The sequence below is a fragment of the Streptomyces callyspongiae genome (assembly GCF_047200695.1).
Classification (GTDB): domain Bacteria; phylum Actinomycetota; class Actinomycetes; order Streptomycetales; family Streptomycetaceae; genus Streptomyces.
In genome coordinates this window covers 93,903-109,374 of sequence record NZ_JBJZOM010000001.1, presented here as the reverse complement: position 1 = coordinate 109,374, position 15,472 = coordinate 93,903, and the positions used below count along the sequence as shown (strand labels likewise).

The window sequence follows — 15,472 nt, the reverse complement described above, 5'->3', positions numbered from 1 at the left end:
GACGTCGTCGTGCAGCTCTTCGTGGAGGATCGGCACGTCCTCGTCGAGGCGGGCGCGCAGCCCGCTCCTCTCTCCGCGCAGCATGCCCTCTTGCTATGCCGTCCGGCCGGGGAGCGCAACGCGTTTCCCTCCGGCCGGGGCCGGGAGCGGACCGCCGGTGCCTCAGTCCTGCGGCGTGCCGGGCAGGGCCGTGCCCCGGACCGCCTGGATGTCGAGCTCGACCTTGAGCGTGGTGCCGATGGCGGCGATGCCCGCCGCCACGACCTGGTTGTAGTTCATCGCGAAGTCGTGGCGCCGGAGTTCGGTCGTGGCGCGGAAGACCGCCCGCGTGGCGCCGTCCGCGTCCGGGCCGCTGCCCAGGCAGGTCAGGTCCAGATCGACGCCGCGCACGAGTCCGTGCATGGCCAGCTCGCCGTGTACGGTCCATCTCTCGCCGCCCGCGGCCGAGACGCGGTCGGCGCGGTAGGTGATCTCCGGGTGCTCCGTGACGTTGAGGAAGTCCGCGGAGCGGATGTGCCGGTCGCGCATGGCGTTGCCGGTGTCGATGCTGTCCGCCCTGATCGTCGCCTCCACGGAGGACCGCTCGGGGTCCTCGGCCACGTCGATGCGCCCGCCGAACTCGGTGAACCAGCCGTGGACGCTGGAGATCCCCAGGTGCTGCGCCGTCGCCGCCACGCGGGAGTGTGCCGGGTCGATGGTCCACACACCGGGTTCGGGCAGCCGGGCTCCCTCCTGCGGGCCGAGTTCCAGGGTCCCCAGGTCGGCGCGTCCCGCCCCGGTCACCCGTGCGGTGACGGCGACGGGTGCGTAGCCGACGGCGGCGGCGGTCACCGTGTACGAGCCTTCCGGCAGCTGCTCCGCCGTCCGTACGGCACCGTCACCGTCCGCCGTGGCCCGCACGACCTGTGCTCCCGCCGCGTCGGTCACGGTCAGCACCGCATGCCTCAGGGCCCGGCCGTCCCGGTCGCGGATGTCCGCACGTACGCCTGCCATCAGCTCTTCTTCCTCCCACGCTCCGCTGCGTGCCGCTCGGGTCCGGGCGCCGGGGCGACGCCTGGGGGTGCAGGCGTCCCGTTCCGCCCCCCGCATCCGCCGTCGGCGGGCGCAGCACCCTGGGCGTGCTGCCGCCGTACCGGCCGGTGAACGCGTACGTCCCCCATCCTCCCCCTGCCGCCGCGGCGCGGACGACGGGGGGAGGAGGGGGGACGTACCGGGGACGGTGGTGGCGGGCGCGATCAGCGGGGTGCGGAGGTGGCCGCCGTGTCGTCGGCGCCGGGGGCGTCGGCGGGTGCCGGTGCCGTGCTGTCCGGGCCCTCCTCCAGCGCCGACCTGGTGCGCAGCGGCACCTCCTTGATGAGCAGGACCAGGAAAAGGGAGACCAGGGCTATCGGGGCCGCGAAGAGGTAGATGTCGGCGATGCCGTGCCCGTAGGCGCTCTCCACCACGGTGCGGATCGGGGCGGGCAGGTCCCGCAGGTCGGGGATGCCGTGCCCCGTGCCGCTGCCGGGCGGCACGCCGAGCTTCGCCAGGCCCTCCCGGGCGTAGTCCGCGATGCGTTCGGCAAGTACTGCGCCCAGCACGGACACGCCGACGGCGCCGCCCAGCGAGCGGAAGAAGGTGACCAGGGAGCTGGCCGCGCCGAGGTCCCGCACGTCGACCTGGTTCTGGGTGCAGAGCACCAGGTTCTGCATCATCATGCCGACGCCGAGTCCCAGCATTGCCATGAAGACGGCGACCTGCCAGTACGGGCTGTCGTAGCGGACCGTGCCGAGCAGGGCGAGCCCGGCGGTGAGCAGCACGGCGCCGGAGCACAGCCACGCCTTCCAGCGACCGTTCCGGGTGATGATCTGACCGGAGACGGTCGAGGAGACGAAGAGGCCGCCGATCATCGGGGTGGTCAGCAGACCCGCCATGGTGGGCGATTCACCGCGTGCCAGCTGGAAGTACTGCGCGAGGAAGACGGTCGCACCGAACATCGCGACGCCGACGAACAGCGAGGCGAGCGAGGCGAGGGTGATGGTGCGGTTGCGGAACAGCCGCAGCGGCACGATCGGTTCGGCCGCCCGCGATTCGATGTACACGAACAGGCCGCCCAGCAGGAGCGAACCGCTCACCATCGCGTAGGTCTGCCAGGAGAACCAGGGGTACTCCTTGCCGGCGAGGGTCACCCAGACCAGCAGGAGGCACACCGAGGAGGCGAAGACCGCGGAGCCGAGCCAGTCGATGCGGACGCCGGTGCGCTTGACGACGGGCAGGTGGAGCGTCTTCTGCAGCACCAGGAGGGCGACGACGGCGAAAGGCACGCCGACGTAGAAGCACCAGCGCCAGCCGAGCCAGTCGGTGTCGGTGATGACGCCGCCGAGCAGGGGGCCTCCGACGGTGGCGACGGCGAACGTGGCGCCGAGGTAGCCGTTGTAGCGGCCGCGTTCCCGCGGGGAGATCATCGCGGCGAGGATGATCTGGGCCAGTGCGGTGAGGCCGCCCATGCCGACGCCCTGCACGGCGCGGAAGGCGATCAGGGTGCCGGTGTCCTGCGAGAGGCCGGCTCCGGCCGAGGCGAGGACGAACAGCACGATGGCCGTCTGGACCAGCAGTTTCTTGCTGGTGAGGTCGGCGAGTTTCCCCCACAGCGGGGTGGTGGCGGTCATGGTGAGAAGGGTGGCGGTGACCACCCAGGTGTAGGAGCTCTGGCTGCCTCCCAGGTCGGCGATGATCCGGGGGAGGGCGGTGGAGACGATCGTGGACGACAGGATCGCGACGAACATGCCCAGCAGCAGTCCGGACAGCGCCTCCATGATCTGCCGGTGGGTCATGGCGGGGGCGGGGGCGGGTGCCGGATCGGGTTCCGGCCCGGGGCCCGCTGCGGGGTGTTCGTCGGGGCGCGTGGTGGTCGCCATGCGGTGCTCGTTTCTCTCTACGCGGTGCGGGGGGCCGGGGCGGCGGTTTCGTCGGCGGTTTCCTCGGCGGGGGCCCGGGGCGCCCCGTCGGTGGCGCCGCGGGCGCTGCGGCAGTCGCCGAAGGCGGTGCCGAGCCTGTCGAGCAGTGTGGTCAGTGCCGTGACGTCCGCTGCGGACCAGTCCGTCAGGAACTCCTCCAGCACGTCGGTGGTGAGGTCGCTCAGCTCCTCGAGCCGGCGTGCGCCGCTCTCGGTGAGGCGGAGCAGTCGGGAGCGCCCGTCGTGCGGGTCCGGCAGACGCTCGATCCAGCCGCGTTCGTCGGCGTGGGCGACGTGGCGGCTGGTCACGGACAGGTCGATGCCCAGCAGCTCCGTGAGGCGGCTCATGCGCATCTCGCCGTGCCTGCGCAGCAGGGAGAGGACGCCCGCGGAGGCCGGCGGGCAGTCGGGGGGCAGCCGGCGTGCCATCTCGCGGTTCACCGCTCCCACGCCGCGGAGCTGGCGTGCCAGCTCGCGGTAGTGGCCCCTCGCCGGCGCCGCGGGCGGCGGTGTGCCGGATCCGGAATCCGGTGTGCTCGCCCCGGTATGGGCCCGGCCGATCCGGTCCTCGATCCCTGCGGACAACCTGGTTCACTCCCTGGTTTGTTGCTCAGGGCAACCATAGGGGTGATTGGTTGCTGCACACAAGTTCACGCAGGGGTGGGAGCCGTCCCCGGGGCTGTCCGGTGGAGTCGCGGTTCGCTAGGGTCCTGCCCCATGACTCACAACCCACAAGCACCGCAGGGGCCCGACGGGGGCGATCGGCCGGACCCTGCGGGCAGCACGCAGATGTTCCGTGCCTTCGTCGACGAGGGGCCGCAGCAGACCACCTCGTCCACGGGTGGTTCCGGCGCGCGGATCGGACTCGTTCTGGGCGTCGTCGCCGCGCTCGCCGTCGTGGCGGGTGTGGCCTGGCTCGCACTGTCCTGACGAGCCGGGCGACGTGCTCCGGGCGGTCCGCGCCGGGTCGCGGACCGTCGCCGGAGGGGACGCGGGAGGGCGGCCGCGCCCCGGGTGTCATCCCTCCGTGGTGAGCCCTTCCCGCAGGTGCGTCAGCGTGCGGGTGAGGAGCCGGGAGACGTGCATCTGCGAGATGCCCACCTCTTCACCGATCTGCGACTGCGTCATGTTGCCGAAGAAGCGCAGCATGATGATGCGGCGCTCCCGGGCGGGGAGTCTCGCCAGCAGCGGTTTGAGGGACTCGCGGTACTCCACGCCCTCCAGGGCGGTGTCCTCGTAGCCGAGCCGGTCGGCCAGCGACCCCTCGGCGCCCTCCTCCTCCAGCGAGGGCGTGTCGAGCGAGGAGGCGGTGTAGGCGTTTCCGACGGCGAGGCCGTCGACGACCTCCTCCTCGGAGACCCCCAGGTAGCCGGCGAGTTCGGCCACGGTCGGAGACCGGTCGAGCGTCTGGGAGAGTTCGTCGCCCGCCTTGGTCAGGGCGAGCCGCAGTTCCTGGAGCCTGCGCGGCACGCGCACCGACCAGGAGGTGTCGCGGAAGAAGCGCTTGATCTCGCCGACGACCGTCGGCATGGCGAAGGTGGGGAACTCCACGCCGCGTTCGCAGTCGAACCGGTCGATCGCCTTGATGAGCCCGATGGTGCCGACCTGGACGATGTCCTCCATCGGCTCGTTGCGGCTGCGGAAGCGCGACGCCGCGTACCGCACGAGCGGAAGGTTCAACTCGATCAGGGTGTCCCTGACGTACCCGCGCTCCGGGCTGTCCGCGTCCAGGGTGGCGAGCCGCAGGAAGAGGGAGCGGGAGAGGGTGCGGGTGTCGATGGCCGCGTCGCCCGCGGGCAGCGCCGGCCCCTCGGGCTCCTCCGGGGCACCGTGCGGTGCCTCGGCCAGTGCGTGGTCGTCGGTCGTGGTCTCGGTGAGCACCTTCGAGCTGCCCAGTTCTACGGACATGCCACCCCCTTGAGGTCGCGGACGGGTCGCGGCGGCGCCCTCGTTCGAGGGAGGCGCCTCCCTGTGCATACCTTCGTGCGCCGCCACAGCAAACGCGTTACTCGCAGAATGTCACAAGTCAGCAACGCGATGTAGCGCCAAGTCGACAAAGTTTGCCGATCGGAGACGTCCGTCCGCTGAGCGGTTCCCTCGAAAGAGTTACGTGCCCGAACGGGTCACGCATCAATCCGGTTCGCGGCCCTCAGTCGGGCGAAGCTCCGCGAGAGCAGGCGCGACACATGCATCTGCGAGACGCCGAGCTCGGCACTGATCTGCGACTGCGTCAGGTTGCGGTAATAGCGCAGCAGCAGGATGCGCTGCTCCCGTTCGGGAAGCTGCACGAGCAGGTGGCGGACGAGGTCCCGGTGCTCGACGCCGTCCAGTTCGGGATCCTCGTAACCCAGCCGGTCGAGCAGCCCCGGAGGGCCGTCCTCGCGCTCCTGTGCCGCCTCCAGCGAGGTCGCGCGGTAGGAGCGGCCCGCCTCGATGCAGGCGAGCACGTCCTCCTCGCTGAGCCGCAGCCGCTCCGCGATCTCCGCCGTGGTGGGCGAACGCCCGTGCTGCACCGTCAGGTCCTCGGTGGCGGCGCTGACCTGCACCCACATCTCGTGCAGCCGTCGGGGCACATGGACGGTGCGGACGTTGTCGCGGAAGTAGCGGCGGATCTCCCCGACGATGGTCGGCATGGCGAAGGTGGGGAACTGCACGCCGCGCTCCGGGTCGAACCGGTCGATGGCGTTGATGAGCCCGATGGTGCCGACCTGGACGACGTCCTCCATCGGCTCGTTGCGGCTGCGGAAGCGCGCGGCCACGTAGCGGACCAGCGGCAGGTTGGCCTCGATGAGGGCGTCCCGGACCCGGTTGTGCTCGGCGCTGCCCGCTTCCAGGCCGGAGAGCCGTCCGAAGAGCGTCTGCGTCAGGGCGCGGGCTGCAGCGCTCCGGCTCCGGGGTGCCGCTCGTGCGGCGCCGTCGGCGGTGGCCCGGTCCGACTCCTCCGACTCGGACTGCCCGGGCGACGCCTGGCGGAGCGTCGGAGACCGGTCCACTCGGCCACCACCCCTTCACGCACCCCTGGGTGCGGATCATCCACATTCGGTAAAAGCGGTCATAGCATCACAAGGTGGCCGCAAAGGGTTCAAGTACCCGAAAATGCCGTGTTGTGGTGGAGTTGGGCCAGTTGCACGCCGAACAGGCGTGCGGTCGCGGTGTTGCGACGCCGGGGGTCAGTTGACGAGTTCACTCATGAACTGCCCGACGCCCTGCGCCGCGCTGGATATGCCCTCGAAGCCGACGCCCACCAGGTCGGCCGCCCGGGCCGGCGAGGTGATGATCGTGTACAGGACGAACACGACGAACACGTACATCGCAGTCTTCTTGACGTCCACCTGCTGCCGCCTCCCGGCCGTCGCTCGTCCGCGTGTGCGATCGCGCGAGTCTAACCATGCCCGCGGGGCACTCGTCCGCATCGGAAGGTGAAACAACGGCGAAGGGCCGGACCCCGCGGGGTCCGGCCCTTCGTGCGTGCAACGCACAGCGGTAGCGGTGGGATTTGAACCCACGGAGGGTTGCCCCTCACTCGCTTTCGAGGCGAGCTCCTTCGGCCGCTCGGACACGCTACCGAGAGGAAGCCTATCCCACGGGCGCCGTCAGCCGAAATCGCCCCCCGGCCCGCGGTCCCCGGCCCCCTCCGCGCCTGCACGACCCCGGCGGAAGAAGTCGGTGAGCACGGCGCCGCACTCCTCGGCCAGCACGCCCTGAACGACCTCCGGGCGGTGGTTCAGTCGCCGGTCGCGCACGACGTCCCAGAGGGAGCCCGCGGCCCCTGCCTTGGGGTCGAGGGCGCCGAAGACGACCCGGTCCAGGCGGGAGAGCACGAGGGCTCCCGCGCACATCGTGCAGGGCTCCAGGGTGACCACGAGGGTGCACCCCGTCAGCCGCCAGCCGCCCACGGCGTCGGCCGCCTGCCGGATGGCCACGACCTCGGCGTGGGCCGTCGGATCCCCGTCGGCCTCCCGCGCGTTGCGACCCCGGCCCAGCGTCTCCCCGGCGGGGCCGAGTACGACGGCGCCCACCGGGACGTCGCCGGTCTCCGTGGCCGCGGCGGCCTCCTCGAGGGCCTCGCGCATCGGGGCCCGCCACGGGTCGCGGACGGGGTCCGGCGGTTCCGGAGCGGAGGCATGCCCGGTGGTGACGTCCATGAGGCCGTTCTACCGCACGCCGATGGCGGGCGGGCGCGGACCGGGGCGCCGTGCCCGGCTCAGCGCACCGCCTCCAGCATGTCGGTGCACCCCAGGGTCTCCGCGATCTCGCCGAGCGCGTCCTCCGCAGTGAGCGTGAGCACCGTCGCCGGTGCGATGCCCAGGTCGGAGAGCAGCTCGGTGTCGCCCAGCGGCCCCGGGGGCACCTGCTCGACGGACTCGTCCTCCCCGGCGGTGTCCGTCCGCTCCGGCTCGCCGTCCTCGGTGCCGTCCAGGTCGACGAGCTGGTCGAGGGCGGCGAGGTCCTCCGGCTCGCGGCCGAGCAGTTCGTCGGAGAGCAGGATCTCGCCGTAGGCGCTGCGCATTGCGGCGGCGGCGTCCGAGACGAAGACGCGAGGATCGTCCTCGCCGTCGACCCGCACAATGCCGAACCATGCGCCGTCCTGCTCGATGCAGACCAGCACCGTCTCCTCCTCCGCCGCGGCCGCGCGGGCCAGGTCGGCGAGGTCGGTGAGCGATTCCACGTCGTCTAGCTCTGTGTCGCTCGCTTGCCAACCGTCGTCGGTGCGAGCGAGGAGTGCGGCGAAGTACACCTGACTCTCCCACTGGTGTCCGTGTGTCCGAGTTGGTGATGCGGACCGTGCGGTCCCGACCGGTCCTGATCGCATCGTGGCAGAAACCACAGCTGTGGGAAGCCTCTTCGACGCGTGCCGGCCGCGTGTCCTGCCGGAGCGGACGGCGAACCGCCGACGTCACCAGCGAAACGTCCGCATACGCATCTGATGTCGCATGCGTGCGACCCGGGCGCGCCGCGGCTGCACCCGGTCGCGCAGTTCCTTGGCCTCGTCGAGTTCCCGCAGGAAGCGGGCCCGCCGGCGCAGGCGTTCGTGGTCGACGTCGGGGTCGGCGGCCCCTCCCGTGCGCCCGGTGGCACGCACCCCGCGGCCCTCGACCTTCCCGGAATCGGACATTCGGCACACCTCCGGTGTTTCTGCCCACTGTCCCTCCGGAGGGCCCCTCCACGCCAGTGCGGGGCGGTCGTACCGCCTTCGATACTGTCGGGGCCATGCAGACCCATGTCGTCGACCACCCGCTCGTGGCGCACAAGCTCACCACTCTCCGCGACGAGCGCACCGACTCCCCGACCTTCCGGCGCCTCGCCGACGAGCTCGTCACCCTGCTCGCCTACGAAGCCACCCGGGACGTGCGCACCGACCCGGTGGAGATCACCACCCCGGTCACGAGCACCAGTGGCGTCCGGCTCTCGCACCCCCGTCCGCTGGTGGTGCCGATCCTCCGCGCCGGACTGGGCATGCTCGAGGGCATGGTCCGGCTGCTGCCGACGGCCGAGGTCGGCTTCCTGGGCATGATCCGCAACGAGGACACCCTGCAGCCGTCCACCTACGCCACCCGGATGCCGGACGACCTGTCCGGACGGCAGGTGTACGTGCTGGATCCGATGCTGGCGACCGGCGGCACGCTGGTGGCCGCGATCCGCGAGCTCGTCGACCGCGGCGCCGACGACGTGACGGCGCTGTGCCTGCTGGCGGCTCCGGAGGGCATCGAGGTCATGGAGCGGGACCTGGCGGGCTTCCCGACCCGCGTGGTGACGGCGGCGGTCGACGAGCGGCTCAACGAGCACGGCTACATCGTGCCGGGCCTGGGCGATGCCGGTGACCGGATGTACGGCACCGCGGGAGCCTGACGGCCCGGTTGCGGCACGTCCCGGCCGGGAGATCCGCCCGGCCGCAGGGTGCTCGCAGCGGCCGGGCGTGGCTTCGGGTCAGCAGCCCGGTGAGGGCTTCGGGGAGGGGCTGGCCAGCGCCTGCACGGCGCGTTCGGCGTCCTTCGCCTTGGCCAGGCTCGCGAAATCGTTGCCGATCACGAGGTCGATCGCCGCGTCGTCCCGTTCGTCGTGGCGGGACTCGGTTCCGTCGAGCTGGGTGCCGAGCACCTTCATGGCGGCGACGGTCTCCGCGCCGGTGCCGCCGATCAGCAGCCCGGGCCCGTCGACCTTGTGGTCGAGCCGGGCGGGCGCGTTCGCGATCTCTCCGATGCGGAAGCCGCGCTTCTTCAGTTCCTTCGCCGTCTTCGCCGCGAGTCCGGAGCGCGGTGTGGCGTTCAGCACGTTCACAGTGATCTTTCCCGCGTCGGGCAGTGCCGTGGGGGACGCACCGGCTCCGGCACGCTTCGCTCCGGGCGTGCCTCCGGGCCCGGCGGCCCTCGCGTCGGTGGGTGCCTTGCCCTCCTGGACCCGGCACTGGCCGTCCCGGCCGTCAGCTGCCTGGGCGCTGGCGGGGCCGTCGGTGGAGAAGACGCCGAAGAGCTGGAGGGAGCCCCACGCGACGAGTCCGAGCACCATCGCGGTGGCCACGCCGGCGAGCACGAGTTTCCGGCGGTTCTTCGGCTTCCGCATGCGCGGGTACCGGTCGCCCTTGATGCGGTACTGGCCGCCCATGCCAGGGGGAGTGAGCATGCTCATGTGCGCAGGGTAGTGCGCGCCGGAGGTACTGACTACTAGATGATCAACGGCGAGCCGTGGGGCGTGCGCCGTACGGCCCAGAACGGCCGCCCGTACGGCGCACCGGCCGCTTCGTCCACGCGGGTGGTCCCGCCCCGCCGCCGGCGTCGTGGCGTCCCGGTCCGCGCGTGACGGCGCCGCGGACCGGGAATGCTGCGGACTGCCCCGTCGACCCGACCGCAGGAGCCGGTGATGTCCGTACGCAGAGTCGTGCCCGTCGTGGGGACCGAGTCCCCGGAGGAGAGCCGGGCCTTCTACGGCCTGCTCGGACTCGAGGAGGCCATGGACCTCGGCTGGGTCAAGAACCTCACCTCACCGTCCACCCCGACGGCACAGGTCATCCTCATGGCACAGGACGAGACCGCACCCGTCCGCCCCGACATGAGCATCGAGGTCGACGACGTGGACGCGGTGTACGCCGCCGTGCGCGGGAGCGGCGCGGAGATCGTGCACCCGCTGACGGACGAGGAGTGGGGTGTCCGCCGGTTCTTCGCCCGCGACCCCGGCGGTCGCGTGGTCAACGTCCTCAGCCACCGCTGAGGACGTCGACACCCCTCCGGGGAACGGCGGTCACGCCTGGTCGGCCACCCCGGCCAGGAGACGGGCCAGTTCCTCGGGCCTGCTCACCATGGGCCAGTGCCCGGAGTCGAGGTCGACGTAGTCGACGCGCTCGGCCCTGGCCAGCTCCGGGACGTCGCCGCCCTCGACTGCCTCCCGCGCCTGCGCGGGCGTGAACTCCGGGCACACGACCACGGCCGGCACCCTGAACCGCCGCTCGTCCGTGAGCCGCACCGTGCCCTGGGCGACCTCCGCGGGAACGGGGATCGCGCCGGCCGCCAACTCCTGCCGGGCACGGTCGTCCAGATCGGCGGAGTCCGGCCCCTCGAACGGGCCCCAGCCGGGGAACGGCATGGCGCCGTCGCGCATCTCGAAGAAGTCGGCGTACGGCTTCCCGTGCTCGGACGGGAAGCCGCCCACGAGGACGACCCCGGCAAGCCGCTCCGGTCGCCGGTCGGCGGCCAGCCACGTCAGCGTGCAGGCCGCGGAGTGCCCCACCACCAGGCACCTGCCGGATGCCGCGTCGACCGCCTCGACCACGGTCGTCACCTGATCGTCGAGCGTGGCGGACGAGGCACCGTCGCCCTGCCCCGGGAGGGTGAGCGGAACCGGGCGGTGGCCGAGGCGCTCCAGCGCGGAGGCGACGCGCCCCCACACGGAGCCGTCCAGCCACAGGCCGCCGATGAGCAGGATGTCCATGATCGTTCCCCTTCGCCGCCGGTGAGGAGCACTCACGGTAGAAGGCGGCACGGACACTCGGCCGCGGGCGGATCTCCGCCTAGTCGAGCTCGAGGACGCGTGCGTGGAGGACCTGGCGCTGCTGGAGTGCCGCGCGCACGGCCCGGTGCAGGCCGTCCTCCAGATAGAGGTCCCCCTGCCACTTCACGACGTGGGCGAACAGGTCGCCGTAGAACGTGGAGTCCTCGGCGAGCAGTGTCTCCAGATCGAGCTGGCCCTTGGTCGTGACGAGCTGGTCGAGGCGTACCGGTCGTGGGGCGACGTCCGCCCACTGGCGGGTACTTTCCCGGCCGTGGGCCGGGTAGGGCCGCCCGTTTCCGATTCGCTTGAAGATCACACGGAGAGCCTACCGGGCGAGCAGCGGCCCGTGCAGCCTCGTGGCGGGAGCCGGTGCCGGGCGGGACCGGCACCACCGCGGGGACGCGTGCGGGCGGGGAGGATCACCAGCGGGGCGGTTCGTCGTAGTACTGGTCGTCCGGGGGCGGCTCGTACGGGCCCCTTCCGGAGTTGTGGCGCCGCTTCGTCCAGGTGAGCAGCAGCCCGATGAGCAGCCCGGCTGCTCCGCCCCAGATGAGGATGGTTCCGAGGATCTGGAGGTCGATGCCCTCGGGGTTCCAGGTGATGGCGTACTTGATGACGGCGCCGATGATGATCAGTGCGAGGCCGCCGGCTGCGGTCATGGCGGAGGGCCTCCTTGGCTGCTCGCTCCGGCCGCCGCACGCCTGCCGTCGGTGGCCGCTGTGCCTCCAGTCGAGAGCACCCCGCGGCGTCCCGCGACCGGTGCTAGTGCACGGGAGTGAGGCCGGGCGCGGCGGTGCCCGTGGGGCGGTGCGGCGGCTGTCAGCGCTTCTGCGCCTGCTTCTCCCGCTTCGCCGCGGCCTTCGCCTCCTGCTTGAACGCCCGCACCCGGCCGAGCGAGTCGGGACCGGTCACGTCCGCGACCGACCGGTAGGAGCCCCGGTCGCCGTAGGCGCCCGCGGCCTCCCGCCAGCCGTCGGGGGTGACGCCGTACCGCTTGCCGAGCAGCGCGACGCAGATCCGCGCCTTCTGGTCCCCGTAGCCGGGCAGTGCCTTGAGGCGCTTCAGCAGCTCCGCGCCGCTGTCCGCGTCGGCCCAGACGGCACGCGCGTCGCCGTCGTAGTGTTCGACGAGGTATTGGCAGAGCTGCTGCACCCGTTTGGCCATGGACCCGGGGTAGCGGTGCACGGCCGGCTTCTCGGACAGCAGGGCGGCGAACGCGTCCGGGTCGCGGGCCGCGATCTCGTGGGCGTCCAGATCGTCGGCGCCGAGCCGCTGCGCGATCGTCCAGGGGCCCTTGAAGGCCCACTCCATCGGTACCTGCTGGTCCAGGAGGAGCCCCACGAGAGCGGCCAGGGGGCTGCGGGAGAGGAGCGCGTCGGCTTCGGGATCCTGGGCGAGATGCACGGTGTGGTCCATGCCGCCCATGATTCCCGCCCCGTCCCGGACCGGCGAATCAGGCACCCGATCCGGCGGCTTCCGGTGCGGACCGGCGCCCGGCGGGCGGGAGGTGAGACGGGCCACAGGCGGACCGGGGCGGACGGTGCACGGCATAGGGTCGTACCGGTCCTGATCACCTTTCGCCGAAAGAGCCCTGCCGTGCCGACCCCGCCCCGCGCGCACCCGCCGGTGACCGTCGTCGGGATCGGAGCCGACGGGTGGGACGGGCTGGCCGACTCCGCCCGGCGGGCGCTGTGCGACGCGGAGGTCGTCGTCGGCAGCACCCGCCAGGTGGCTCTGCTGCCGTCGGCCTGCACGGCCGAGCGTGTCCGCTGGCCGTCGCCACTCCGTCCTGCCGTGCCGCGGCTCCTCGCCGAGTACGCCGGGCGCCGGCTCGCGGTGCTCGCCAGTGGCGATCCACTGTTCCACGGCATCGGCCGCGCCCTCGCGGAGGAGGCCGGACCGGACGCCCTGCGGGTGCTGCCGCACCCCTCGTCCGTCTCGTACGCCTGCGCGCGGCTCGGCTGGCCCGTGGAGGACACCGAGGTCGTCACCCTCGTCGGCCGTCCCGCGGCCCGGCTGGCCGCGGCCCTCCACCACGGGCGGCGGCTGCTCGTCCTCAGCGCCGGCGCGGACACCCCCGCCGACATCGCCGCACTGCTGCGGGCACGCGGCTTCGGCGCCAGCCGGCTCCAGGTGCTGGAGCGATTGGGGGCCGAGCAGGAGCGCCGGGTGGCGGGAACCGCGGCCGACTGGCCCCATCCGCCCGGCGACCCGTTGAACATCGTCGCCGTGGAGTGCCTGCGCGTCCCCGGTGCACTGCGGCTGGGCGCGGTGCCGGGCCTCCCCGACGAGGCGTGGGAGCACGACGGGCAGTTGACGAAACGCCACGTCCGGGCGGCGACGCTCGCCGCGCTGGCGCCGGCACCCGGCGAACTCCTGTGGGACGTCGGCGGGGGCTCCGGCTCCGTCGCGGTCGAATGGATGCGCACCCACCCCTCCTGCCGGGCCGTGAGTGTGGAGCGCGACGCGGAACGCGCCGCCCGCATCACCCGCAACGCGCAGACGCTCGGTGTGCCCGATCTGGAGGTCGTCACCGGCGCCGCCCCGGAGGGGCTGGCCGGACTGCCCACGCCGGACGCGGTGTTCGTCGGTGGCGGACTGACCGCGCCCGGACTGCTGGAGGCCTGCTGGGACGCTCTTCCGGCGGGCGGCCGCCTCGTCGCCAACACCGTCACCCTGGAGTCCGAGGCACTGCTCGCCGACGCCCACCGCCGGTTCGGCGGGGAGCTGGTGCGGCTCGCGGTGTCCCACGCCGTGCCGGTCGGCGGATTCACCGGCTGGCGGCAGGCCATGCCCGTCACCCAGTGGTCCGCCCGGAAGCCGTCGGGCGCCGGCGAGTCGAAGGAGCAGACGTGACCGTGCACTTCATCGGCGCCGGCCCGGGCGCCGCCGACCTGATCACCCTGCGCGGCGCCCGGACGCTCGCCGCGTGCCGGGTCTGCCTGTACGCGGGCAGCCTGGTGCCCCGGGAACTCCTCGCCGAGTGCCCGCCGGACGCCCGGCTGGTCGACACCGCGCAGCTCGATCTGGACCGGATCACCGCCGAACTGGTGCGCGCCCACCAGGAGGGGCACGACGTGGCGCGGCTGCATTCCGGCGACCCGTCGGTGCTCAGCGCGGTCGCCGAGCAGATGCGCCGCCTCGACGCGGCGGGCGTGCCGTACGAGGTCGTGCCGGGCGTGCCCGCGTTCGCCGCGGCGGCGGCCGCCCTGAAGCGGGAGTTGACGGTGCCCACCGTCGGCCAGACCGTGGTCCTCACCCGGATCGCGCAGCGGGCGACTGCCATGCCGGAGGGGGAGGACCTCGCCACCCTCGGCCGCAGCGGTGCGCTGCTCGTCCTCCACCTCGCCGCGGCCCACGCGGACCGGGTCGTCGAGGAACTGCTGCCGCACTACGGGGCCGACTGCCCGGCGGCGGTGGTCGCCCGCGCGAGCCGCCCGGACGAGGTGATCCTCCGCGGCACCCTCGCGGGCATCGCCGATCAGGTGCGGGAGGCGGGCGTCCGCCGCACCGCGGTCATCCTCGTCGGCCGGACGCTCGGCGCGGAGAACTTTCCCGACAGCCACCTGTACTCGCCGCACCGGGACCGCTGCGCCGGATGACGCCCGCCGGGCCGCCCGGTGCGGTGCCGCTCCCGGAGTTCAGGCGGGCTGCCAGGTGGAGTTGGCGCCGCACAGCACCAGACAGGGCAGCTCCCCGGGCACCCGGCCCGCGAGCCAGGCGGCGAACGGCGCGGCGGCCGCCGGTTCGACAGCGATGCGGAACGCGTCCCACAGCCGGTCCCGCGCCGCGAGGATCTGCGTGTCGTCCACCAGGACGGACGCGGCGCCGTGGGCGCGCAGCACCGCGAACGGCAGGTCGCCGGCCCGCGAGGCGCCCAGGGCGGAGGCCGCGACCGAGTCCACCGTGGCGTCGACCGGCTCCCCCGCGGCAAAGGCCTCGTGCAGGCAGCAGCAGTGTTCCGGTTCGACGGACACCACGTGCCGGCCGTCCGCCGCCAGGGCGGTACCCGCGGCGAGTCCGCCCCCACCGGTCGCGACGACCAGGGTGTCGGCGTCGGGGGCATCGGCCACGATCTCCGCACCGACCGTGCCCTGACCGGGAATCACGGCCGGATCGTCGTAGGCGTGGAGGAACGGGTGGCCGTGCTCCGCCGCCGTCGCCCGCGCCAGAGCAGCGGCCTGGGCGAAGGTCTGCCCGTGGCGGACCAGGTCCGCGCCCGCCGACTCGATGCGGGTGACCTTCGCCGAGGGCGCGGTCTCCGGCACGTAGATCGTCGCCTTCGTGCCGAGCAGACCGGCGGCCGTGGCGACGGCCAGCCCGTGGTTGCCGCCGGACGCCGCCACCACGTGGTCGGCCCGCCCCGCGGCGAGCAGCGCGTTCACCGCGCCGCGCAGCTTGAACGACCCGCTGAGCTGGAGGTGTTCCAGCTTCAGCAGGACACGCCGCCCGTCGACCTCCACGTCGAGCAGCGGCGTGCGGCGGACGTGGGGACGTACCCGGGCTTCGGCTTCGCGGACGTCTGCGGGGGTGGGCAGCTGCGTACGGTTCATG

20 protein-coding genes and 1 tRNA gene are annotated in these 15,472 nt (G+C 72.9%); 5 read left to right on the top strand and 16 right to left on the bottom strand.

What is annotated here, in order from left to right; translation table 11 throughout:
- Positions 1-162: 162 nt before the first annotated feature.
- From ACL06G_RS00535 to ACL06G_RS00525, 3 genes are all read right to left on the bottom strand, one after another.
- Positions 163-993: a YceI family protein gene (locus tag ACL06G_RS00535; RefSeq protein WP_412835161.1), complete on the bottom strand. Its 831-nt coding sequence runs from the start codon at positions 991-993 to the stop codon at positions 163-165.
- Positions 994-1,235: 242 nt separating this feature from the next.
- Entirely contained in the window at positions 1,236-2,897 is a 1,662-nt protein-coding gene (locus tag ACL06G_RS00530; protein WP_412835160.1) for an MDR family MFS transporter, read from the bottom strand.
- Positions 2,898-2,914: 17 nt separating this feature from the next.
- Positions 2,915-3,406, bottom strand: coding sequence for a MarR family winged helix-turn-helix transcriptional regulator (locus tag ACL06G_RS00525; protein ID WP_412784910.1), 492 nt, complete (start codon positions 3,404-3,406; stop codon positions 2,915-2,917).
- Between the two features lie 246 nt (positions 3,407-3,652).
- Here ACL06G_RS00525 and ACL06G_RS00520 point away from each other — a divergent pair, with 246 nt between their 5' ends.
- The gene (locus ACL06G_RS00520) at positions 3,653-3,865 is read left to right on the top strand and encodes a hypothetical protein (RefSeq protein ID WP_412784823.1); all 213 of its coding nucleotides are present in this window, start codon (positions 3,653-3,655) and stop codon (positions 3,863-3,865) included.
- Positions 3,866-3,952: 87 nt separating this feature from the next.
- Here the strand turns inward: ACL06G_RS00520 and ACL06G_RS00515 are convergent, their stop codons facing one another.
- From ACL06G_RS00515 to ACL06G_RS00485, 7 genes are all read right to left on the bottom strand, one after another.
- Complete coding sequence (locus ACL06G_RS00515; protein WP_412784824.1) at positions 3,953-4,843, bottom strand: RNA polymerase sigma factor SigF; 891 nt, start codon at positions 4,841-4,843, stop codon at positions 3,953-3,955.
- A gap of 215 nt (positions 4,844-5,058) precedes the next feature.
- Entirely contained in the window at positions 5,059-5,928 is an 870-nt protein-coding gene (locus ACL06G_RS00510) for an RNA polymerase sigma factor SigF (protein WP_412784825.1), read from the bottom strand.
- A gap of 177 nt (positions 5,929-6,105) precedes the next feature.
- Complete coding sequence (locus tag ACL06G_RS00505; protein WP_412784912.1) at positions 6,106-6,267, bottom strand: hypothetical protein; 162 nt, start codon at positions 6,265-6,267, stop codon at positions 6,106-6,108.
- A gap of 149 nt (positions 6,268-6,416) precedes the next feature.
- A tRNA-Ser gene (locus ACL06G_RS00500) sits at positions 6,417-6,501 on the bottom strand.
- Positions 6,502-6,528: 27 nt separating this feature from the next.
- Positions 6,529-7,080, bottom strand: coding sequence for a tRNA adenosine(34) deaminase TadA (gene tadA / locus ACL06G_RS00495; protein WP_412784826.1), 552 nt, complete (start codon positions 7,078-7,080; stop codon positions 6,529-6,531).
- 59 nt (positions 7,081-7,139) lie between these two features.
- A complete protein-coding gene (locus tag ACL06G_RS00490; RefSeq protein WP_412835159.1) occupies positions 7,140-7,673 on the bottom strand; it encodes a tRNA adenosine deaminase-associated protein in 534 nt (177 codons plus the stop codon).
- Positions 7,674-7,832: 159 nt separating this feature from the next.
- Positions 7,833-8,051 carry a hypothetical protein gene (locus tag ACL06G_RS00485; RefSeq protein ID WP_412784828.1) on the bottom strand — a complete coding sequence of 73 codons (219 nt, stop codon included), beginning with the start codon at positions 8,049-8,051 and terminating at the stop codon, positions 7,833-7,835.
- A 95-nt stretch (positions 8,052-8,146) separates the two neighbouring features.
- Here ACL06G_RS00485 and upp point away from each other — a divergent pair, with 95 nt between their 5' ends.
- Positions 8,147-8,785 (top strand): uracil phosphoribosyltransferase, encoded by a 639-nt coding sequence (gene upp / locus ACL06G_RS00480; RefSeq protein WP_412784829.1) that lies wholly within the window; start codon positions 8,147-8,149, stop codon positions 8,783-8,785.
- A gap of 78 nt (positions 8,786-8,863) precedes the next feature.
- Here upp and ACL06G_RS00475 read toward each other — a convergent pair whose 3' ends face one another.
- A complete protein-coding gene (locus ACL06G_RS00475) occupies positions 8,864-9,562 on the bottom strand; it encodes a LytR C-terminal domain-containing protein (RefSeq protein ID WP_412835158.1) in 699 nt (232 codons plus the stop codon).
- Between the two features lie 231 nt (positions 9,563-9,793).
- Here ACL06G_RS00475 and ACL06G_RS00470 point away from each other — a divergent pair, with 231 nt between their 5' ends.
- Entirely contained in the window at positions 9,794-10,141 is a 348-nt protein-coding gene (locus ACL06G_RS00470) for a VOC family protein (RefSeq protein ID WP_412784831.1), read from the top strand.
- Positions 10,142-10,171: 30 nt separating this feature from the next.
- On the opposite strand, the gene ACL06G_RS00465 is transcribed toward ACL06G_RS00470, so the two are convergent.
- The 4 genes from ACL06G_RS00465 to ACL06G_RS00450 all read right to left on the bottom strand — a co-directional run bounded on the left by ACL06G_RS00465 (position 10,172) and on the right by ACL06G_RS00450 (position 12,334).
- Positions 10,172-10,858, bottom strand: coding sequence for an alpha/beta fold hydrolase (locus ACL06G_RS00465; RefSeq protein ID WP_412835157.1), 687 nt, complete (start codon positions 10,856-10,858; stop codon positions 10,172-10,174).
- A 79-nt stretch (positions 10,859-10,937) separates the two neighbouring features.
- Positions 10,938-11,234, bottom strand: coding sequence for a type II toxin-antitoxin system VapB family antitoxin (locus tag ACL06G_RS00460; RefSeq protein WP_166630215.1), 297 nt, complete (start codon positions 11,232-11,234; stop codon positions 10,938-10,940).
- A 103-nt stretch (positions 11,235-11,337) separates the two neighbouring features.
- Positions 11,338-11,577 (bottom strand): hypothetical protein, encoded by a 240-nt coding sequence (locus tag ACL06G_RS00455; protein WP_412784833.1) that lies wholly within the window; start codon positions 11,575-11,577, stop codon positions 11,338-11,340.
- 160 nt (positions 11,578-11,737) lie between these two features.
- The gene (locus ACL06G_RS00450) at positions 11,738-12,334 is read right to left on the bottom strand and encodes an HhH-GPD-type base excision DNA repair protein (RefSeq protein WP_412835156.1); all 597 of its coding nucleotides are present in this window, start codon (positions 12,332-12,334) and stop codon (positions 11,738-11,740) included.
- A gap of 180 nt (positions 12,335-12,514) precedes the next feature.
- Here ACL06G_RS00450 and cbiE point away from each other — a divergent pair, with 180 nt between their 5' ends.
- Both cbiE and cobM read left to right on the top strand, forming a co-directional pair.
- The gene (cbiE, locus tag ACL06G_RS00445; protein WP_412835155.1) at positions 12,515-13,774 is read left to right on the top strand and encodes a precorrin-6y C5,15-methyltransferase (decarboxylating) subunit CbiE; all 1,260 of its coding nucleotides are present in this window, start codon (positions 12,515-12,517) and stop codon (positions 13,772-13,774) included.
- A complete protein-coding gene (gene cobM, locus ACL06G_RS00440; protein ID WP_412784836.1) occupies positions 13,771-14,520 on the top strand; it encodes a precorrin-4 C(11)-methyltransferase in 750 nt (249 codons plus the stop codon). Before cbiE ends, cobM begins: the two co-directional genes overlap by 4 nt.
- Before the next feature lie 39 nt (positions 14,521-14,559).
- Here the strand turns inward: cobM and ACL06G_RS00435 are convergent, their stop codons facing one another.
- Positions 14,560-15,471 carry a serine/threonine dehydratase gene (locus ACL06G_RS00435; RefSeq protein ID WP_412835154.1) on the bottom strand — a complete coding sequence of 304 codons (912 nt, stop codon included), beginning with the start codon at positions 15,469-15,471 and terminating at the stop codon, positions 14,560-14,562.
- Position 15,472 lies beyond the last annotated feature (1 nt).